We start from the raw sequence: 21,133 nt of genomic DNA on the forward strand, positions 1-21,133 counted from the left end.
TAGTGAAAGCGACGCAGGGGCGTCGCGACCTGTTGCAGGTCGCACTATCGGAATCGGGGGCGGTTACCGGGTGGTAAATATGTATGTGCCAACGTCACAGGGCGTTACCGGTAAACGCCGTCCTTGCCATGGCCGGCCATGGCGCGGTTGCTGCGCACGCTGATCATCTGCCGGATATCGATCCAGTCGATACCCTGCGCCTTCAGCCTGGGCAGTTCGCGCTCGAGCACCGCCAGGGTCTGCGGATACGGATGGCCGATCATCACCGCTGAACCCTGTTTGTGCGCCAGAGCGATTGCGGTCTGCAGTTGAGTGGAAATCGCCGCTTCGGTGCGTTCGTCATCGAGAAATACATCGCGGGAAACGCTGGCCAGATCGATTTTCTGTGCCTGCTGCGCAGCGACTGTCTTGGCGCTGGTGCGGCTGTCGACGAAGAACTTGTGCCGGTGCTGCAACTCAGCCATCAACCACGCCATCGCCGCCGGCTGCGCGGTCATGCGGCTGCCCATGTGATTGTTGATGCCGGCAGTGAACGGGACTTTCTCGAACGCGGCATTCAGGCGTTTCTGCAGTTCTTCGATGGGCAGTTCGGGGTGCCAGGCGTACGGTCCGGTGGCCGGGTCCATCGGCATGTGCAGGATGACGATCTTGCCGGCGCGATGGGCCTCGCGGGCAAACTCGGTGGCGTGGGGCGTATCGGGCATGATCGCTGCCGTGACCGGGCCGGGCAGGGCGAGCACGCGGCGATCCCGGGGCAGATTCTGCCCCAGGTCATCGATGATCAGTGTCAGGTAGGCTTTGTGCGGCGTGGAGCCGGCGGGCTCCGCTTGGGCAAAACCCGCCAGACAGCACAACAGAGCGCAGACGAAACGCAGCAACATCCTCAGCGGCCGGAGGTGATGCTCAGGCCTTTGAGCAGGCTCAGGGCCTGGGCCAACTGGTAATCGTCATCCTGCGGCATGGCTTTGGCCTTGCCAGCCGAACCACTCGGTTTGTCGGCGCCGCCGTTGCCGTTGCCCAGGTGACCTTGCAGATCGGCTTCCTTGAAGTATTCGCTGTCGGCTTCGTTGGTGATCTTGGCGCGGCGCACTTCGATGTCCGGCACGATGCCCTGGGCCTGGATCGAGCGGCCGTTCGGCGTGAAATACAGCGCGGTGGTGATCTTCAGCGCGCGGTCGTTGTTCAGCGGCAGCACGGTCTGCACCGAGCCCTTGCCGAAACTGGTGGTGCCCATGACCACGGCACGTTTCTGGTCCTGCAGGGCGCCGGCGACGATTTCCGAAGCCGAGGCACTGCCGCCGTTGATCAGCACGACCATCGGCACCGCTTCGCTCTCGTCCTTGCCGGTGGCGGAGAAGCGCAATTCGGAGTTGGCGATGCGGCCCTTGGTGTAGACGATCAGGCCTTTGGTGATGAAGTGGTCGACCACTTCCACCGCCGATTGCAGCACGCCACCCGGGTTGTTGCGCAGGTCGAGAATGATGCCGTTGAGCTTCTTGCCGTTGTCCTTGCGCAGTTTGGCCAGAGCCTTGGAGACTTCTTCGCCGGTCTTGACCTGGAACTGGGTAATGCGGATGTAGCCGTAGCCCGATTCCAGCAGCTGCGCCTTGACGCTCTTGACCTGAATCACTGCGCGCGCCAGGGTCACGTCGAATGGCGTGCCGCCGTCGCGAACCAGGGTCAGGGTGATTTTCTGGCCGATCTTGCCGCGCATCTTGTCGACGGCTTCAGTCATGGTCTGGCCACGCGTTGGCTGGCCGTTGATCTTGACGATGAAGTCACCAGCCTGAATGCCAGCCTTAGATGCCGGGGTGTCATCGATCGGCGAGACGACCTTGATGAAGCCGTCTTCGGCGCCGACTTCGATGCCCAGACCGCCGAACTCACCACTGGTGCTTTCCTGCAGCTCGGTGAAGTCTTCCGGGCCAAGGTAGGCCGAATGCGGATCGAGATTGCTGAGCATGCCCTTGATCGCGTTTTCCAGCAGGGTCTTGTCGTCCACAGGCTCGACGTACGCGGCTTTGATCCGGTCCATGACCTCGGCGAAGGTGCGCAGCTCTTCCAGCGGCAACGGCGCCTTGGCGGTCGCGGCAGTGCCTGCCGGAGTGACGGTCGGGGCCGGTTGTGCGGCGAACGCCAGAGGCGCGCCGATCACCAGAGCGATCGTCAGGGCCAGCGAGGTAAGGCGGGACAAATGCAGCATGTCGAACGAACTCCTGAATTAGATGCCGTGCTTATCCTTGCGCACGACACCATTGCGCCGGATCACTCGGGTGACCCTGCTGACGAATTGCGAAATACAGCGCTGGCGTGTCCTGACCGCCACTGTTACCGACAGTGGAAATCGACTCGCCAGCCTTGACCACATCACCCGCCGACTTGAGCAGCGTCTGGTTGTGGCCGTAGAGACTCAGAAAACCGTTGCCGTGATCGAGGATCACCAGCAAGCCGGCACCGCGCAGCCAATCGGCGAACACCACGCGCCCGCCGTGTACAGCGTGCACCTGGCTGCCGGCGGAAGCGCTGATCATCACGCCATCCCATTTGGTGCGGGCATCGTCGCCACGGCTTTCACCGAAGCGTGCGAGTAATCGACCATCAACCGGCCACGGAAGTTTTCCCCGGGTTGCAGCAAATGGCCCGCCAAAGGTTTCGCCGCTGCTCGATACCAGCGCGCCGGGGCTTGATCTGACGGGTTTTCGTGGGGCGTCGCTGTTTTCAGCCTGCGCCTCACGCAAACGCTTTTTTTCCGCTTCCTGCTGGGCGATCAGCGCTTTCTGCCGCGCCTCTTCTGCCTCACGAGCCTGGCGGGCCAGGGTTTCTTCAATGGTTTTAAGGACTTTAGACAGGTCTGCCTGATCCTGCTCGCGGGCGGCGAGTTTCTGGTCGCGGGCCTTGACGTCGTCATTGAGTTTGGCGAGAACCTGCTGGCGCTCCTTGCGGACTTTCTCGAGTGCTTCGCGCTGCGTGTCGAGGTCGCGTTTCTGCACCAGCAACTGCGCTTGCTGCAGACCGATGTCTTTTTCGACATTGGCCAGTTGGCGCAGGGTTTCGTTGAAGTTCTTCAACTGCTCCAGGCGTGCCTGGCTCAGGTAGTCGTAATAGGTGAGGGTGCGGGCGAACTTCTCGGGGTTCTGCTGATTGAGCAGCAGCTTGAGGTATTCCTGGCGGCCGTTCTGGTAAGCCGCACGGGCCTGAATGGCGATCAGTCGCTGCTGTTCAGTGCGCGCGCTCTGGAGTTTTTTTTTCTCTGCATCGAGCCGCTGTAGCTCGGATTCGCTTTTCTGCAGTTCTTTCTGCAGCGCGTCGACCTGCTTCTGCAGCTTGCCCATCTCGGTTTCAGTGCCCTTGAGCTCTTTCTGCACGCCGGACTTTTCTTCCTGCAACTTGCCCAGGAGCTTTTTCAGCTCGGCGATATCCTGACGCGTGGCCTCCAACTGCTGTTGGGTTTGCGCGCGCTCGTCGGCGAAGGCCGGCTGGAGCAGACAGGTCAGAGCAAGGGCGATCAGGACGCGAAGCATAGGGGCGGGCGGCACCAGGGTAAGGGACGGCCTAGTATGCCCGCCCGAGGCTGCAAAAAAAACGCCCAATTGGGGCTGTGTGATAACTGGACAGAAAAACACCGCAAAACCAATGTGGGAGCGAGCCTGCTCGCGAAAGCGGTGCGTCAGGCGACATCGCTGTCGACTGATCCACCGTATTCGCGAGCAGGCTCGCTCCCACAGGGATTGGCGGTGTTTATACGAGGATCGAGGTACCTGTCATCTCCGCCGGTTTTTCCAGGCCCAGCAGCATCAGCATGGTCGGTGCCACGTCCGCCAGCACGCCGCCTTCGCGCACTTTCAGGTCGCGTTTGCCGACGTAGATGAACGGCACCGGCTCGGTGGTATGCGCGGTGTGCGCCTGACCAGTGGATTCATCGGCCATTTGCTCGACGTTGCCGTGGTCAGCGGTGATCAGTGCTTCGCCGCCGACCTTTTCCAGCGCCTCGACGATGCGACCGACGCAAGTGTCCAGGCACTCGACCGCTTTCACCGCCGCGTCGAACACGCCGCTGTGGCCGACCATGTCGCCGTTGGCGTAGTTGACCACGATCACGTCGTAACGCTGGTTTTCAATGGCGTCGACGATGCGGTCAGTAACTTCCGGGGCGCTCATTTCCGGCTGCAAGTCATAGGTAGCGACTTTCGGCGACGGGATCAGGATGCGCTCTTCTCCCGGGAACGGTTCTTCGCGACCGCCGGAGAAGAAGAAGGTCACGTGGGCGTATTTTTCGGTTTCAGCGATGCGCAGCTGGGTCTTGCCGTTTTTCGCCAGATAATCGCCGAGAACGTTTTCCAGGCTGCCGGCGGCGAAGGCCGACGGTGCCGGAATGCTAGCGGCGTACTGGGTCAGCATGACGAAACCGGCCAGTTTCGGCTGGCGGGCGCGCGCGAATTCCTTGAAATCGTCTTCGACGAACACCCGGGTCAGCTCGCGGGCGCGGTCGGCGCGGAAGTTCATGAACACCACGGCGTCGCCGTCTTCAACTTTCACCGGCTCGCCGATGGAAGTGGCTTTGACGAATTCGTCGCTTTCGCCACGGGCGTAGGCAGCTTCAAGACCTTCCTGAGCGGTGGCGGCGTTGAATTCGCCGTTGCCGTCGACGATCAGGTTGTAGGCCTGGGCGACGCGATCCCAACGGTTGTCACGGTCCATGGCGAAATAGCGGCCGATGATGCTGGCGATCCGGCCTTTGCCCAATGCCTGGAACGTCGCGTCGAGCAGTTCGATCGACGAGGCAGCGCTCTTCGGCGGTGTGTCACGGCCATCGAGGAAGGCGTGCAGATAGATTTTTTCGGCGCCGCGCTTGAAGGCCAGTTCGGCCATGGCGATCAGGTGATCCTGGTGGCTGTGCACGCCGCCATCGGACAGCAGGCCCATGAAATGCACGGCTTTGCCGGCGGCCACGGCTTTATCGACAGCGGCGCAGATGGTCGGGTTTTCGAAGAATTCGCCGTCGCGGATCGCTTTGGTCACACGGGTGAAGTCCTGATACACCACGCGCCCGGCGCCGAGGTTCATGTGGCCGACTTCGGAGTTGCCCATCTGGCCATCCGGCAGGCCGACGTCCATGCCGCTGCCTGAGATCAAGCCGTTTGGCACGGTGGCCCACAGACGATCCAGCACGGGTTTCTTCGCCGCGAACACGGCATTGGATTCGGGGCTGTCGCTGTGACCGAAGCCGTCGAGAATCATCAGGACCAAAGGTTTGGGCGTAGTCGTCATGGAATCCACTCGTGGCTGATAAAGAAGAGGCGATGGAAAACGGAGTTGGAGTTTAAAGCGAAGTTCCGACCGCGTCACCGCCGGACGGGGTTTGGCCGACCATAGTGGCTGTGTATACTGGCCGACATTTTAACGCCCTGGAACCTCCTTCGATGGTTGCTCACCTGATTGAATTTGCCACTAACCACTACATTCTTGTCGGTATCTTCGTCGTACTGCTGGCTCTGTTGCTGGCGCACACGATGCAGGGCGGCGGCAAGAGCCTGAGCACCGGCGAGCTGACCGCACTGGTCAATAAAGATGCAGGCGTGGTGGTGGACATCCGTCCGGCCAAGGATTATGCCGCCGGCCACATCGTCGGCGCGGTGAACATCCCGCAAGACAAGCTGGCCGCTCGCGTCGGCGAGCTGGAAAAGCACAAGGCCAAGACCATCATTCTGGTCGATGCCCTCGGTCAGACCGCCGGCACCCACGCCCGCGAACTGATGAAGTCCGGCTTCACCGCCGCCAAGCTGTCCGGCGGGATTTCCAGCTGGAAGGGCGACAACCTGCCATTGGTGAAATGACATGAGCGAAGTCATCGTCTACTCCAGCGATTACTGCCCCTACTGCTCGCGCGCCAAGCATCTGCTCGCCAGCAAAGGCGTGGCCTTCGAAGAGATCAAGGTCGATGGCAAGCCGCAGCTGCGTGCCGAAATGACCAAAAAGGCCGGGCGCACGTCCGTGCCGCAGATCTGGATCGGCTCTAAGCACATCGGCGGTTGCGATGATTTATATGCCCTGGAGCGCGCCGGCAAACTCGACGCGCTGCTCAAGGGCTGAACGGCTGCACCCACGTACAGCACTCCCTAAAAGACCCAAGATCGATAAGGATCTGAGATGACTGACCAACAGAACACTGCAGCCAGCGAAGAAGAAACCGCACCGCAATTCTCCTTGCAGCGCATCTACGTACGCGACCTGTCCTTCGAAGCCCCGAAAAGCCCGGCGATCTTTCGCCAGCAGTGGGATCCGGCGGTCGGTCTGGATCTGAACACTCGGCAGAAAGCGCTGGAAGGCGATTTCTACGAAGTGGTGTTGACCCTGTCGGTGACCGTGAAGAACGGTGAAGAAGTCGCCTTCATCGCTGAAGTGCAGCAGGCCGGTATATTCCTGATCAAGAACCTCGATGCGGCTTCGATGAGCCACACCCTCGGTGCGTTCTGCCCGAACATCCTGTTCCCTTACGCCCGCGAAACCCTCGACAGCCTGGTTACCCGTGGCTCGTTCCCGGCGCTGATGCTGGCCCCGGTGAACTTCGACGCCCTGTACGCGCAAGAGCTGCAGCGCATGCAGGAAAGCGGGGACGCACCAACCGTTCAATAACGGCGCGGATACGCATCGCGGGCAAGCCCGCTCCCACAGGTTTTGCACATTCCTGTGGGAGCGGGCTTGCCCGCGATTGTTTTTGTCAGGTGAAAACTATTTGAAGTCGTTCTGCCGCCACGCTTCGTACACGGCGACCGCCACAGTGTTGGACAGGTTCAGGCTGCGGCAGCCCTCGCGCATCGGCAGGCGCAGGCGTTGTTCGCCGGGCAGGGCGTCGAGCACGTCCGCGGGCAGGCCCCGGCTTTCCGGGCCGAACAGAAACGCATCGCCGGGCACGAACGCGGCATCATGGAACGGCCGCGAACCCTTGGTGGTGAAGGCGAACACGCGCGGGTTGCCCAGACTTTCCAGACAGCTGGCCAGGTCCGCGTGACGCTGCAACGTGGCATATTCGTGGTAGTCGAGACCGGCACGGCGCAGGCGCTTGTCGTCCATCTCGAAACCCAGTGGTTCGATCAAATGCAGGTGGCAGCCGCTGTTGGCGCACAGCCTGATAACGTTGCCGGTATTCGGCGGAATTTCTGGTTGAAAAAGGATGACGTGAAACATGCACGGCTCCGAAGGTAAAGATGACGCGCATTCTACGCCGCAAGCGGACCCGCGTTCGAAACTATTCCCGCGCGTCATTGGTTCGCTGGCGATCGTCGGGATGATGATCGGCTTGATGATCGGCCGCCTGACCACGCCAGACCCGAGCGTGCTGGAGAGGGTCGAGGTCACCGAAGGCGGCCTGGTAGTGTGGTTCAACAACGAACCGAAACTGCACGGCGAGATCATCGATGGCACCATCGCGCTGCTGTTTCAGGCCGAAGGTCGGGCGCAGAAAGGCCAGCTCAGGCTCAACGGCAAGGACGTCAACTGGCGCACGCGCAAGAGTGATGGCGGATTGTTGCTGACGGTGCTGGCAGCGCGCCCATTGCAGGGCGACTGGGTCGGTAGCGAGGTCGATGATCGCTGGCGACTGGAGATCCGCTTGAGCGAGCCCTAGCGGGAAGTCATCCTTGCTGATGTTCGTTCCTACACTGTTTTAGGTCGTTTCCCTCTGCGGCCGTCGCCCTTTCCCATCTCCGTCAGATGCTCGTCCACGCTATCGTTCGCCCCTTCAAACGGCAGGATGCCGATACCAAGCGTGCCCTTGCATGAATGCATGGGGCGTTTTTTTCAAGGATGAAGATATGCCAGTAAAACCACCGCGCGGTGGCAGTACCCCCGTTGATGTGAATGCTTCCGCCGGCGCGAGTCGATCGGCCGAAGTTGATACGTCGCTGCCGACAACATCGGGCCGCCGAGGTTCCGCATCGGATATTTCTGTGGATCATTCGCGCCCGGGAGACGGGGCGTCCGACGGCATCGCCGGGAATGAAACCAAGCCGCTTGCGGTGGTAATGGTCCACGCGGCTAGCGCTGAGGCGCTTGTTATTCCCGGTCCGTCGTCGTTGGAAAACTACCTGATCAGTGCCGGTTCAACGCTTCCAGACGCCAACAGCAGCGGACTCAGAGTGTTCAAGAGCCGCACTTATGTTGATCTGTCCATCGGCGGGACTGTGCTTGTCGGGGCGGATCCGGATACGGGACTTTATCGCGCCCGGCGTTCGAGTGAATTGCGTCCCTCTGGCCCCGTGCTGGAGCGCGATAGCGCTAGCGGCTTGTGGCGTTTGCACGAGGATGTTGGCGCGACCATTCGAGAACAATTCAAGAGATCGTTTCCTGAGGCCGCCGATGAACACGCGCAGCACTTTAACAACCGATTCGGTGACAGGGACAGCGCAGAGATTGAACTTGAGCGGATCAAGTTTGGGTTTCCTCAACTGGACCGCGAACTCGGCGCATGGGAGAAGGCTTACAAGGGCTCTGATACCGAGGAGCGCGATCGGCGCTTTGCTCTGGGAACCAAGGTGCGTCAATTGTTCAAGTGGCTAGGCGATGCATCGGAGAGAATCCATCAGGAGGGATTTCAGGCAGGTTTTGTCCTGAAACTGGAGTTGGGAAGGAAGAGGAATCTAAGTCTCCCGGTTTTATCTACACGACTCGGTTCCATCGTTGCCCTTGAAATCACAGAGGGTGCCGTAGGTAACCTCGAAGGTCTGTTCAAGAGCTTGCCCCACATTGAAACGCTGAAAGTGCAAGCGTCACTGCGTGATGGCTTACCTGCCGGGATCGAAACACTCACAGAGCTGAAAGTCCTCGACATGGGCCAAACAGGGGTCCTGTTCAAGCCGGCCGATGTGGATCGCTTCACACGCATGAGCCGCCTGCAGGAGTTGAACCTCGAAAATGGCAGGGTACTGCACGCTCCGTCAGTCCGCGGTCTTACCGAGTTACGCGTATTGAATCTTCGATATACCGGTATAAATGCTTTGCCGGCTGGACTGAGTGAAATGCCCGGCCCGTCACGTTTACAAGTGCTTGATTTGAGTCGGAATCGGGGCCTGAAAGTCGCACCTGACGTAAGTGCAATGTCTGAGCTGCGAATATTGGATCTGGCGGATACGGGGATAAGCAGGCTTCCGGTAGGGCTTGATTCCGGGAGTGGACCTTCGCGGCTCGAAATATTGAACCTCAGCGCCAATGATCTTTATGTGGCGCCTTCGCTTAGAGGGATGACTGCATTGCAGGAGCTGAATCTGAGCTGGACCCGTATAGACAGACTTCCCGAGGGCATTACGGCCGATATCCCCAAGACGAAATTGATACTTAAAGGCAACGATATTCAAACGATCCCCGAATCGCTTGAGCTCAGGAAAGGCTTCGACCTTTCATACAATCCGATTTCCGACCCGGCTTCCCTGCGGCGATTCATTTTTGCTCGGCGACAAACAGGCACAGATGTCTGGCTGGGGCGAGGAAGTACTGACCTGTCTGCAAATCTTTGGCTGAAGAATGTGCCGCCAGCACAATTGCCCGACAAGCTGGCGCTCTGGAACCGATGGTCGAGCGTTCCCGAAAGCGACCTGATGTTACGTATCCGACACTTGAGTGGCACGCCAGAATTTCACATCGAGCGTCCGCTATTGCAACGCCGCGTCTGGGCATTCCTCGAGGCATTTGACAAGGCTGACGCTGTCGAACAGGCACAGCTCAGAGCTGTTGCTGGAAGGTTCACGGAAAATGAACCAATTATTGGCGTCATGCTGGAAAGACTGGAAGCCGAAATTGAAAAATTTGATGCACGGCGCCAACACGTGCCACCGCATCAGTTACCCAAGCGACCGAGATTTGAATGAACGCAAGTTCATGTCTCGGCGTGCGATATAAAACCGGGAATTCCTGACCCGCCTGTATTCAGGTTGCTCCAAGGCACGGCTCACTGCGCTGCGGTCTGAGTCCGAGGCGGGCAATCTGTGTCGCGCCCTCATTTCCCCTTGCATGATGCAGGGGGCATTTTTTTCAAGGATGAAAACATGCCATTAAAACCAGCCAAAGGTGGCTCTGCCCGCGCGAAAGTGGACGCTTCCACCAGTCCGACCCGACCGGACGACATCGATATCGAGCTCGCCGGCACATCACGTCGGGGAGGCGCCGGCGCGGCTTCCTCCGCCGATCATCTGGCGTCGCGCGCCGGCCCGTCCAGCGCTATCGACGCAGACGCCACTCGTGCGACTGCGGCAGTCGTGGTTAATGCGCTCCCTGCTCAAGCCAGTCTGCCAGCGTCTCAACCCACGCTGGACCATTACGTGATCAATGCCCGCGCAATGCTTCCAGAACTCAACAGCGAAGGACTAAGGGTGCTCAATCAACGCACCTACGTTGACGTGGCCGATGGTGACCTCGTTCTTGTCGCCGTGGATCCGCAGACGGGTCTGCAGCGTGCCCGCCGGCCAAGCGAGTTGTTGCCAGGTCCGGTGATGCTGCGCGATGCGGACAGCGGACTCTGGTATGCGCGCGAAGTCGTTGAGCCAACCACGCGAGCGCAGATCGAACGATATTTTCCGCAGGCGACCGATCAACAGGTGGAAAACCTTATTGCCCGATTCGGTGACAAGGATGTGGCAGACGTGGAGCTCAAACGGGTCCAGTCCGGGCTTGCTCAGATGGAACGGGATATGGCAATTCTTGATGGCACAGGGAGTTTCGTTGCCAGAGAAATGGCAAGCAGACTGCGCAGAGTTTATACGTGGCAAGGCGATCCTGATGAGCGGGTCTACCACGATGATCGGCTGGCGGGGTTCAAGATCGAGATCGATCTCAACGCTTGGCCGACCCATCGAACTTTTCCAACAACATTCAATTCCATTGCTTCTCTCACCCTGAGGGACGGGAGTCAGCTCAACCTGGAGGTTTTCCTCAGGCAGTTTCCCAACGTCGACCGGGTACTCATCAATCCACCGTCTCAGTATCGGACTTTTTCGAAGCTCAGGATCGAGAATGGTTCTGTTGAGCAGTCGACGTTGCGCCGTTTCAGGGAGCTGCACCTGCAAGACTGCATCTTGCCCGATGATTTTTCGCTGGCGGGCATGACCAGACTGCAATTGCTTACGCTGGGTAACATTCAGCAGGGGCCGGACTTGATTGCTCTGGTCAATCAACTGCCAGAACGCTCACAGTTGCAGTTGCTGGACTTGAACCAAAATCCCTACTTGAAGGCCGCACCACCCATTGTGGGGATGACGCAGTTGCGTGTACTGGATCTGACGATGACTGGAATACACCAGTTGCCTGTCGGGCTGGGGGCTGAAAACGGGCCGTCACGACTGGAAGTGTTGAGACTTGGATATAACCCGTTATCCGCTGTGCCTTCGCTCAAGGGAATGAATGCACTGCAGGAACTCGATCTTTCCGGCACGGGTCTGGACAGGTTTCCTGAAGGCATCACGTCTCAGTTGCCAGGGAGAGTGTTGAATCTGGCGAATAACCGTATTTCAGCCATCCCCGAATCTGTTGAACTTCGAGCAGGCTTCAATCTCAGTGGTAATCCTGTAACTGATCCGGCTCAACTCCAGCGCCTGATGGATGTACGTATCAAAACAGGCTCTGACATTTGGCTGGGTGAGGAAAGTACTGATCGATCGGTTAATCCCTGGCTACGGCATTCGCCGCTGGAAGAACTACCTGAACAATTGAAGCTCTGGGAAAGGACCGGCGATTCCACATGCCGTCAAGGAATCTTGAAGCTTACTCGTCTGCCCGACTTTCATCTTGACCGACCACTCTTGCAGCAGCGAGTGTGGCGGTTCCTGGACGTCTACAGCAAGGCTGGCGCCAGGGATGTGTTTACCATGAGGAGTATCATGTCCAGTGAACTCAGCCCTGGGAAAATGCTGGACCGACTGGAAGCAGAAATCTATTCGCAAAGCGAGCCTCTGCCCTCGGCCATGGATCTGCTCCGCGAATCCGGCAGTATCGTCCAGCCCCCCCGTATACGAGACGAGTCGGCCTCGCGAGCGCTGGTACGAAAATATTTTCCGGAGGCGACCGATCAGCACGCAGATCACTTTATCGCCAACTTCGGGGACAAGCGCGCGGCAGAGTTGGAACTCCAACGCATGCAGCTCGGAATTCCAGAACTGGATCGCCAGGTCAACGCTGCGTTTGAACAAAGCCCTCACACTCAAATGTGGCGCAAGTTGCGTCGTCTGTACAAATGGCAAGGGGAGCCTGATGAGTTGGTCTTCCACGATGCTCGACCGGTGGGTTTCAAGACGTCTATCAGTCTTGATCTATGGGGGGATGACCTGCAGTTACCTCTGCAATTCAGCTCCGTTGTCTCCCTTTCCCTGACAGCAGGCATCCTGCGTAAACCGGAGACTTTCTTTGCACATTTCCCCAGTCTTGAACGTCTGACGGTCATAAGCGAAGCCTGGCAACCACGCTTCAACGCGGACCCCGGCTTCACTGAACAATTGACAAAGCTTACGCGCCTGCGCGAATTGCACCTGCAAAGGACGTCCGTACCGTCCAACTTTTCGTTGGTGGGCATGAACGAGCTGCGCATACTCGATCTTACGCAGACGGGACTGGTTCGACTTCCTGTCGGGCTTGGTGCCGATAACGTCGCGCCGGGGTTGGAAGTACTGAAACTTGGCGGTAATCCTCTCTCTGAGGTGCCTACGGTCAAAGGACTGACTGCGCTGCAGGAACTGGATCTCTCCAATACCGGCCTGGACAAGTTCCCGGAGGGCATCACATCCCAGATACCCGGGAAGGTGTTGAACCTTGCGAACAACCGTATTACTTCGATTCCCGAATCCGTTGAACTCAGGGCGGGCTTCAATCTCATGGGTAATCCTGTAACAGATCAGGCTTCACTCCGACGGCTCATACGTGCACGTATCGAAACGGGTACTGATATCTGGCTGGGAGATCTGAGCAGCGATCAGTCGTCGTTCGTCTGGCTAAGAAATGTGGATAAGGACGTCACTGAAAAACAGCAACTATGGGACCGCGTCGGCCCATCTGGCAGTCTCTTGAAGAACAGGATATTGCTGCTTACTCGTACGCCGGAATTTCATGCCGAGTATCCTCTTTTGCAGCGGCGGGTCTGGTCGTTCCTCAAGATCTACAGCGAACTTGCGTACGGCGAGCAGCTCCGTCTCAATGACATTTTGCTCCGTGAATTCAGTCCCGGGAAAATGCTGGACAAGCTGGAAGCAGAGATCCGCGAACGTGACTCAGGGAGGCAAAACCAGCCTTCGCATCATTTACCCAAGCGTCCGAGGCTTGATATTTAACGGCTCGACGGGCAATTCGAAACCGCAACCGCTCCATTTATGTTGGCAAGATGCCAATTTCTTCGTCCCTTGCGTAAATGCCGGGGGCGATTTTTCAAGGATGAAAACATGCCAGGAAAACCAGCCAAAGGTGGCGCTACCCGCGCGAAAGTGGATGCTTCCACCAGTCCGACCCGACCGGACGACATTGATATCGCACTCCCCGGCACATCAGGTCGGGGAGGTTCTGGCCCGGCTTTCTCCGCCGATAATCTGGCGTCGCGCGCTACCGACGCAGACGCCACTCGTGCGACTGCAGCGGTCGTGGTTCATGCAACCCCTGCTCAAGCCAGTCTGCCAGCACCTCAACCCACGCTGGACCATTACGTGATCAACGTCCGCGCAATGCTTCCGGAGCTCAACAGCGAAGGGCTAAGGGTTCGCAATCAACGCACTTACGTTGACGTGGCCGGTGGTGACCTCGTTCTTGTCGCCGTCGATCCGCAGACGGGTCTGCATCGTGCCCGCCGGCCCAGCGAATTGTCGCCAGGTCCGGTGATGCTGCGCGATGCGGAGAGCGGACTTTGGTATGCGCGCGAAGTCGCGGAGCCAACGAGTCGGGAGCAGATACGCAAATATCTTCCGGACACGACCGATGAGGACGCGGATGCCTTCATCGCGCGGTTTGATGACAAGGATGCAGCAGAGCTTGAGCTCAAGCAGATCCAGCTTGGGCTTGCGCAACTGAACTCGACGTATATTCGCGTGCCGCGCAGTCCGGATCGTATTGTATCGGGCCCGGAATTAGATGAGGCCTCTGTAACTTGGACGACGCTACGCCAGTTATACAAATGGCAGGGCCAGCCCGATCAACGGGTCTACAGTGATGGGCGGTTTGTGGGCTACAAGCTGGATATCAATCTCACGACATGGCCAGTTCAAGAGCCGCTTTCATTGAAATTCAGCTCAGTCGTTTCTCTGACCTTAAGAGGTCGTGGGAGGCTGGACCCGGACGCGTTTTGCGCACAATTCCCCAACCTTGAAAGTCTGACGATCACTAGTCAGGTGATCAACATGAATGGCCGGGTACCGGGACGGATCTCGGTAAGATTTGTTCATTCGAAATTCAGCATGGATTTGGGCTTTGCCGAACAATTGAAAAGATTCCCGCGTTTGCAAAGGCTGCGCCTGCAGGACTGTGAACTGACGGCTGGCTTTTCGCTGCGAGGCCTTACCAGGCTACGTGAGCTATGGTTTTGCAATACATTCGAGGCGCCGGTGAGTACGTTGTACGGGCAGATGCAACGTCAGGAGCAAGTCACCTTTTCGCAAGTGGCAGCTGACGTCAGAGGGATGACTGAATTGCGGGTGCTGGATTTGAGCCACACCGGAATAGAACTGCTTCCTACCGGACTTGATGCCATTGAAGTTGCATCGAAGCTGGAAGTATTGAAACTTGGTGGCAATCCGCTTTCAGCCAGCCCGCCACTCAAAAACATGACCGCATTGCAGGAGCTGGATCTTTCCAGCACAGGGCTGGATCGATTCCCGGAGGGCATCACCGACGTTTTTCCCGGCAAAGTACTGAATCTGGCGAACTGTCGGATTACTTCGATTCCTGAATCCATCGAGCTCAGAGCGGGCTTCAATCTCATCGGCAATCCCATAACGGACCCGGCCTCTCTTCGGCGGTTGATACGTGCACGTATGGCGACGGGCACAGATATCTGGCTTGGGCAGGAAAGCAGCGATGTGTCTGCCGGTCTCTGGCTGCGCAATGTACCGCAGCAACAGATAGCCGAAAAACAAACGCTGTGGGACAGGCATTTCGGAACAACCCCACAAGCCTTGACCATGATCATTCGTCGACTGAGTCGTACGCCCGAATTTCATGTTGAGCGACCGCTTCTGCAGCGGCGCGTATGGTGGTTTCTGGATATGTATGACAAAGCCGAAGTCAACGAGCGATCCAGGCTTGACGCCATTCTTGCCACCGAAACGAGTCCTGGAAGGATGCTGGACAGGCTGGAAGAAGAGATTCGCAAATATGACGGCGGGCGGCAGAATCAGCCGTCGCACCCCCCGCCCAAGCGCTCCAGACTGGAGTGACTCGCAGGCGTCCGCAATGCCGGTGTAAAAGCGGCAATATTCAGCCTCCCTGTACCAAAGGTGCCAACCCCAACATCGTCTCTGGCATTTATGCCAGAGAAGAACTTTCAAGGATGAAAACATGCCAGTAAAACAGTCTCGCGGTGGCAGCGTTCGCGTGGATACGGATGTCCGCACGCACTCCACTCACAGTTCGGAAAAGAATTTTTCACAGGCCGGCACGGCCGGCCGGGATGCTAAGGTCTCACGAGTTCGTGTTGATGACACGTGGCAGCGAAGCACCTCTGTTGGCGATGCTGCAGTGCGGGAGACGATTGCGTCGACGCTCACAGTCGAGGCTCGCCCGGATCCGCTTCCTGTCCAGAAGCCAATCGCTTTTTACACGTCGCTGGAAAATTACCGGATCCAGTCAGTTGCCGTGCTGCCGGACGCTGACAGCGAAGGCTTGAGGGTTTACAAGGATCGCCAATATGTTGATGTACCTGACGCAGGCGTGGTGCTTGTCGGCGTGGATGCGGAAACCGGATTGTATCGCGCTCGGCTATCCAGCGAGTTGCTGCCCTCCGGCCCATGGATGCTGCGGGATATCGAGAGCGGCATCTGGCATCCGCACAACGACTTCAGCACACGTACCCATCCTTTGACCGACGCAAGTTTGCAGAACTTTCGCAGTGGCCTCGATCTTGGCAGTGTGGAACCCGGCGTTGACGGCGTGATACGTCACAACGGCAAGCTCTACGTGGTCATCCAGGAACACACGTATCAGGTTCTGCAGGATCTTGATGCGTCCCGCCCGGAATATCGAGTCTGGCGTCTGGTCAATCCAGCAGATCCCGTCGCCACCGACAGCGCAAACATTTATCGCGCCAGCCTTGGCGGTGAGACTGTGGCAATTACCCGTAGCGAACAGGATACGTGGGTTTCCATCCTCACAGGTCTGCGCGGCGGCATGGACCGCAACGCCCCCGCAGATGCCAACCCGTTCAACTTTCACCGCCCCTGGCTCACCGGTGCGGGTCAGTCAACGCCGCAACCACCGGCCCTTGTGGCGACGACCCGGGCACAGGTCAAACGCTATTTTGCAGACTCGACCGATCAACATGCCGATGATTTCATCGCACGCTTTGGTGAAGCGGGTGTGGCGGAATCGGAACTGCAGCGGATTCACCTTGAGTTTCCTCAGTTGAACCGTGAGATCGCGGCGTGGGAAAGGGGCTATAAGGGCAATGACGATGCTGAGCGCAGTCGGCGACTGGAAATAGGTGCGAAGATGCGCCGGCTGTTCAAGTGGCAGGGAGACAGTAGCGAAAAAGTCTACCGTGACGGGCGGCTGGTCGGTTTCGAGCTGGAGCTCGACCTGGGAAGGCGAAGCAATCTGTCGTTACCGGAATTTTCGATTCCACTCAGATCCGTTGAATCTCTTGTCCTTGAAGGCAGCCCCTCGAGAAGCCTGGTGAATATGTTCGCTATGTTCTCGCATATCGATTCTCTCGAAGTTCGGAGATTCTCAGGCGAGAGCCGTGAGCTGCTTGCCGAAATTGCCAGGCTGCCGGCGTTGAGAGTCCTGCAGATGCGGGACAGTAAGGTCTGGGCGTCGTCGATCGATCATGAACTCTTTCCGCACTCGACGCGTTTACAGAAACTGATCCTGACCAACTGCAGTATCTGGCCAGATCTCTCAGTGCGTGGCATGGCCGATTTGCGAGTCTTGCGCGTGCGTGGTTGTGCTTTGCTCGGGTTACCGCCCGGACTGGGTGATATGCCCGCCGCGGCGCGGTTGCAGGTACTTGATCTGTTCCATAATCCGGCGATCACGGATGCGCCGGACGTGACCCATATGTCGGAACTGCGAGAACTGAATCTTTCCTATACCTGCATTTGGGCTCCACCGCGTGGACTTGGCTCGCAGAATGGTCCTTCGCGGCTTGAAACCCTGAATTTATCGCAGACCCCACTTGCCCAGGCGCCATCCCTCAGAGGCATGAGAAGCTTGCTGGAGGTTGATCTCAGCCATACTCAGATAAAAGATTTCCCTGACGGTGTGACTTCCGAGAATCCCGTTGTTAGTTTGGATCTGTCTTACACCGGAATCACCTCGATACCGGACAGCGTTGAAATCAGAGCAGGTTTCGAGCTGACCGGCACTCTGCTTTCTGATCCGGTCACTTTCCGGCGGCTCATTGCTGCGCGTCGGCAAACAGGTACGGATTTCTGGTTGGGAAGAACCCTGTACGACCTGGTGATCGATCATTGGATGCATAACGTTCCGCAGGAGCAGCACGCCGCCAAAGCATCTCTCTGGGTCTCGTTGATCAATCCGACAAACATTCCGATGATGAGAAAAATCAGGGATCTTGTACGCACGCCTGAGTTTCAGGTCGAGCGGTCACTCCTGCAGCGTCGGGTCTGGGCGTTTTTTGAACATTTCCAAAGGGCAAGCCTTGGTGAGCAGGAAACTCTGCGGGATATTGCTTTCGCTGAGCCAAGTCCCGGGAAAATGCTGGACCGGCTCGAAGAGGAAATACGCAAGTTTGATCCAACGTGGCAGAACCCGCCCTCGCATCATTTGCTTAAGCCTGGGAGGGTGGGTTGAAGGGATGCAATGGCTGTATGTAAAAGCGGGAATCCCTGACCTGCCTGTATCAGGGTTCCCAAAAGCGTGGGCTGCGCTTGTGGCGTCAGCCCGGTGTAAAGAGGGAACCCCCGGCCTGCCTGTACCAAGGATCCCAAAAGGGTGGGCTCGCCGCTTTGCGCTGTGAGCCCAATGTAAAGAGGGGAATCCCCGGCCTGCCTGTACCAAGGTCCCCGAAACGGGTGGTGAAACGAATCACCTGAGATAGGTGTTGCAGGGTGCGTGCCAGCTTTTAATTTGCTGAAACAAAAAACGCTTTGAGAACGCGAAAGCCCCGGGACTCGGGGCTTTCGCGTTTTTGAATAAAGGGTTTTTCAGTTTTTTAAGGAGTGATTGTGGCGATACGGCTGTGCGCGATCGCGGGTCATTGTGCATTGATGCGGTGCACGGTGGCCCTCACCCTAACCCTCTCCCAGAGGGAGAGAGGACTGACCGAGTTGCCCGGTCAAGTTACGCCGACCTGAGATACCGAGCCGAACTCAGGCCTCGAAACCACCCGAGATTGCTCCCTTCCCCCTCTCCCCCTTGGAGGAGAGGGCTGGGGTGAGGGGGATCGATCCTGAGTACACGACAACCCTTAAGCGTTAACCCTCTTCCCCCTCATCATCATCCCCACCATCAACCTTCATCCCCAGTTCCTTGATCTTGCGCGTCAGGGTGTTTCGGCCCCAACCCAGCAACACCGCCGCATCCCGCCGACGCCCTGCGGTGTGCTTCAGTGCCGTCTCGATCATGATCCGCTCGAACGCCGGCACTGCGCTGTCGAGCAGGCTCGACTGGCCGCGGGCCAAGGCCTGATCCGCCCACTGGCGCAGGGCCTGTTCCCAGTTGGTCACTGGCGCCGAATCCTGCGGCAGGTTGAGCAGTTCCGGCGGCAAATCGCTGATGTGCACTTCACGGCCGGAGGCCATGACGGTGATCCAGCGGCAGGTGTTCTCCAACTGGCGCACGTTGCCCGGCCACGGAAGATTTTTCAGGTATTCCTCGGTTTCGCTTTTCAGCAGCTTCGGCTCCACCGCCAGTTCCTGCGCGGCGCGGCTGAGGAAGTGCCGGGCCAGGGTCGGGATGTCTTCGCGACGATCCGACAGGCGCGGGATGTGGATGCGGATCACGTTGAGGCGGTGGAACAAGTCCTCACGGAATTTGCCGGCGTGGACGAGCGTTTCCAGATTCTGGTGGGTCGCGGCGATGATGCGTACATCGACCTTCACCGGCACATGGCCGCCGACGCGGTAGAACTCGCCATCGGCCAGCACGCGCAGCAGGCGAGTCTGGGTGTCCGCCGGCATGTCGCCGATTTCATCGAGAAACAAGGTTCCGCCGTCGGCCTGTTCGAAGCGCCCGCGCCGCAGGTTTGCCGCGCCGGTGAACGCGCCTTTCTCGTGGCCGAACAGTTCCGATTCCATCAGATCCTTGGGAATCGCCGCCATGTTCAGGGCAATGAACGGCGAAGCCGCGCGTGGGCTGTGGCGGTGCAGGGCGTGGGCGACCAGTTCTTTACCGGTACCGGATTCGCCGTTGATCAGCACGGTGATGTTGGAGTGGCTCAGGCGGCCGATGGCGCGAAACACTTCCTGCATCGCCGGCGCTTCGCCGATGATTTCCGGGGTGCGGGTCAGCGCCGGCACCACTTCCAGGCCTTGCTGTTCCTGCGCATGTTGATTGGCGCGTTTGACCAGCGAAACGGCTTCGTCGACGTCGAAAGGCTTGGGCAGGTACTCGAAAGCACCGCCCTGATAGGAGGCGACAGCGCTGTCCAGATCGGAGTGAGCGGTCATGATGATGACCGGCAGCCGTGGGTGCTGTTCGCGAATCCGCGCCAGCAGATCCAGGCCACTGGCGCCCGGCATGCGGATATCGGAAATGATCACGTCCGGCTGCTGCCGGGCCAGACGACTCATCACGCCATCGGCGCTGTCGAAGCTCTGGGTGGTCATGCCTTCCTGCTGCAAGGCCTTTTCCAGGACCCAACGGATAGAACGGTCGTCATCGACGATCCACACGGTTTCACTACGGCTCATGTCGATGTGGCTCCTTGTTCCAGTGGCAGGAAGATCGAGAAGGTGGTGTGGCCTGGATGGCTCTCACACTCGATCAGGCCCTGGTGCTGACTGATGATGTTCTGGGTAATGGCCAGGCCCAGCCCGGTACCGTCCGGGCGGCCGCTGACCATGGGAAAGAAAATGGTTTCCTGCAGTTCCGCCGGGATGCCCGGGCCGTTGTCGATGATCTCGATCTTGGTCACCAGACGATGGCGGATGTGGCCGATGGTGAACTGGCGCATGGCGCGGGTGCGCAGGCTGATGCGGCCCAGGCGCAGCTCGTTCTGGCTGCTGATCGCCTGCATCGCGTTGCGCACGATGTTCAACACCGCCTGAATCATCTGCTCGCGGTCGATCAATACGTCGGGAATGCTCGGGTCGTAATCACGCACCAGGGTGATGCAGCCCTGGCTTTCGGCTTCGACCAGATGGCAGACGCGTTCGAGCACTTCGTGGACGTTGCACATGGCCAGCGACGGCAATTTGTTCGAGCCGAGCATGCGATCCACCAGATTGCGCAGGCGGTCGGCCTCTTCGATGATCACATTGGTGTAATCGCGCAGGCTGTCTTCTGGCAGTTCGCGGGCGAGCAATTGCGCCGCGCCACGGATGCCGCCGAGGGGGTTCTTGATCTCGTGGGCGAGGCCGCGTACCAGCATCTTGCTGGTTTCCTGCTTGGACAGCTGCGCCTCTTCCTTGGTGATGCGCAACAGGCGATCACGCGGATGCACTTCAAGCAAAAGCAAAGTCTCGCCGTTACTGAGAATCGGCGTGACCGCGTAATCCACGGTCAGCGTCTGGCCGGTGAGGGCGGTGAGCATCGCTTCACGCTTGGTGAACGGGTGCGCCTGCTCCACCGCCTGACGCAAGGAATTGAGCGCCTCGGGGGATTCGGTGAACAGCTCGCTGATGAACTGGCCGTGACTGCGCTGACCGCTGACCGCCAACAGCATCTCCGCCGCCGGGTTCATGTACTCCAGTCGCAATTCGGCGTCGAGCAGGATGGTCGCCGTGGTCAGGTTGTCGAGCAGCAAACGGTGAATAGCGTCGCTTATGGTCATCTGGAC

At 58.6% G+C, this 21,133-nt stretch carries 15 protein-coding genes; 8 read left to right on the forward strand and 7 right to left on the reverse strand.

Annotated features, from left to right (window positions below):
* Positions 1-104: 104 nt before the first annotated feature.
* The 4 genes from PspCFBP13508_RS16185 to gpmI all read right to left on the reverse strand — a co-directional run bounded on the left by PspCFBP13508_RS16185 (position 105) and on the right by gpmI (position 5,268).
* Positions 105-881, reverse strand: a complete 777-nt coding sequence (locus PspCFBP13508_RS16185) for a divergent polysaccharide deacetylase family protein (protein ID WP_137215105.1) — start codon at positions 879-881, stop codon at positions 105-107.
* Positions 882-883: 2 nt separating this feature from the next.
* Entirely contained in the window at positions 884-2,203 is a 1,320-nt protein-coding gene (locus PspCFBP13508_RS16190; protein WP_137215106.1) for a S41 family peptidase, read from the reverse strand.
* A gap of 31 nt (positions 2,204-2,234) precedes the next feature.
* Entirely contained in the window at positions 2,235-3,521 is a 1,287-nt protein-coding gene (locus PspCFBP13508_RS16195; RefSeq protein ID WP_137215107.1) for a murein hydrolase activator EnvC, read from the reverse strand.
* A 217-nt stretch (positions 3,522-3,738) separates the two neighbouring features.
* Complete coding sequence (gene gpmI / locus PspCFBP13508_RS16205; RefSeq protein ID WP_016772117.1) at positions 3,739-5,268, reverse strand: 2,3-bisphosphoglycerate-independent phosphoglycerate mutase; 1,530 nt, start codon at positions 5,266-5,268, stop codon at positions 3,739-3,741.
* Positions 5,269-5,420: 152 nt separating this feature from the next.
* Here gpmI and PspCFBP13508_RS16210 point away from each other — a divergent pair, with 152 nt between their 5' ends.
* Genes PspCFBP13508_RS16210 through secB form a run of 3 tightly spaced genes read left to right on the forward strand, consistent with a single transcriptional unit; the run spans position 5,421 to position 6,633 of the window.
* The gene (locus PspCFBP13508_RS16210; RefSeq protein WP_016772116.1) at positions 5,421-5,834 is read left to right on the forward strand and encodes a rhodanese-like domain-containing protein; all 414 of its coding nucleotides are present in this window, start codon (positions 5,421-5,423) and stop codon (positions 5,832-5,834) included.
* 1 nt (position 5,835) lies between these two features.
* Positions 5,836-6,090 (forward strand): glutaredoxin 3, encoded by a 255-nt coding sequence (gene grxC, locus PspCFBP13508_RS16215; RefSeq protein WP_130911997.1) that lies wholly within the window; start codon positions 5,836-5,838, stop codon positions 6,088-6,090.
* Between the two features lie 57 nt (positions 6,091-6,147).
* Positions 6,148-6,633, forward strand: coding sequence for a protein-export chaperone SecB (gene secB / locus PspCFBP13508_RS16220; protein ID WP_130911998.1), 486 nt, complete (start codon positions 6,148-6,150; stop codon positions 6,631-6,633).
* Between the two features lie 96 nt (positions 6,634-6,729).
* On the opposite strand, the gene PspCFBP13508_RS16225 is transcribed toward secB, so the two are convergent.
* The gene (locus PspCFBP13508_RS16225; RefSeq protein ID WP_076565159.1) at positions 6,730-7,185 is read right to left on the reverse strand and encodes a tRNA (cytidine(34)-2'-O)-methyltransferase; all 456 of its coding nucleotides are present in this window, start codon (positions 7,183-7,185) and stop codon (positions 6,730-6,732) included.
* On the opposite strand from PspCFBP13508_RS16225, the gene PspCFBP13508_RS16230 reads away from it, so the two are divergent.
* The 5 genes from PspCFBP13508_RS16230 to PspCFBP13508_RS16250 all read left to right on the forward strand — a co-directional run bounded on the left by PspCFBP13508_RS16230 (position 7,184) and on the right by PspCFBP13508_RS16250 (position 17,985).
* Positions 7,184-7,624 carry a hypothetical protein gene (locus PspCFBP13508_RS16230; RefSeq protein ID WP_130911999.1) on the forward strand — a complete coding sequence of 147 codons (441 nt, stop codon included), beginning with the start codon at positions 7,184-7,186 and terminating at the stop codon, positions 7,622-7,624. The genes PspCFBP13508_RS16225 and PspCFBP13508_RS16230 overlap by 2 nt on opposite strands.
* A gap of 151 nt (positions 7,625-7,775) precedes the next feature.
* Positions 7,776-9,860 carry a leucine-rich repeat domain-containing protein gene (locus tag PspCFBP13508_RS16235; protein WP_137215108.1) on the forward strand — a complete coding sequence of 695 codons (2,085 nt, stop codon included), beginning with the start codon at positions 7,776-7,778 and terminating at the stop codon, positions 9,858-9,860.
* Between the two features lie 177 nt (positions 9,861-10,037).
* On the forward strand, positions 10,038-13,304 hold the full coding sequence (locus tag PspCFBP13508_RS16240; protein WP_137215109.1) for a leucine-rich repeat domain-containing protein: 3,267 nt from the start codon (positions 10,038-10,040) through the stop codon (positions 13,302-13,304).
* 108 nt (positions 13,305-13,412) lie between these two features.
* A complete protein-coding gene (locus tag PspCFBP13508_RS16245) occupies positions 13,413-15,392 on the forward strand; it encodes a leucine-rich repeat domain-containing protein (protein WP_241669528.1) in 1,980 nt (659 codons plus the stop codon).
* Positions 15,393-15,513: 121 nt separating this feature from the next.
* Positions 15,514-17,985, forward strand: coding sequence for a leucine-rich repeat domain-containing protein (locus PspCFBP13508_RS16250; RefSeq protein WP_137215110.1), 2,472 nt, complete (start codon positions 15,514-15,516; stop codon positions 17,983-17,985).
* A gap of 623 nt (positions 17,986-18,608) precedes the next feature.
* On the opposite strand, the gene ntrC is transcribed toward PspCFBP13508_RS16250, so the two are convergent.
* Positions 18,609-20,045 carry a nitrogen regulation protein NR(I) gene (ntrC, locus tag PspCFBP13508_RS16255; protein WP_016772108.1) on the reverse strand — a complete coding sequence of 479 codons (1,437 nt, stop codon included), beginning with the start codon at positions 20,043-20,045 and terminating at the stop codon, positions 18,609-18,611.
* Positions 20,042-21,127 carry a nitrogen regulation protein NR(II) gene (gene glnL, locus PspCFBP13508_RS16260; RefSeq protein ID WP_016772107.1) on the reverse strand — a complete coding sequence of 362 codons (1,086 nt, stop codon included), beginning with the start codon at positions 21,125-21,127 and terminating at the stop codon, positions 20,042-20,044. Before glnL ends, ntrC begins: the two co-directional genes overlap by 4 nt.
* Between the last annotated feature and the right edge of the window lie 6 nt (positions 21,128-21,133).

It is taken from the genome of Pseudomonas sp. CFBP13508 (genome assembly GCF_005233515.1).
GTDB lineage: Bacteria > Pseudomonadota > Gammaproteobacteria > Pseudomonadales > Pseudomonadaceae > Aquipseudomonas > Aquipseudomonas mercuritolerans.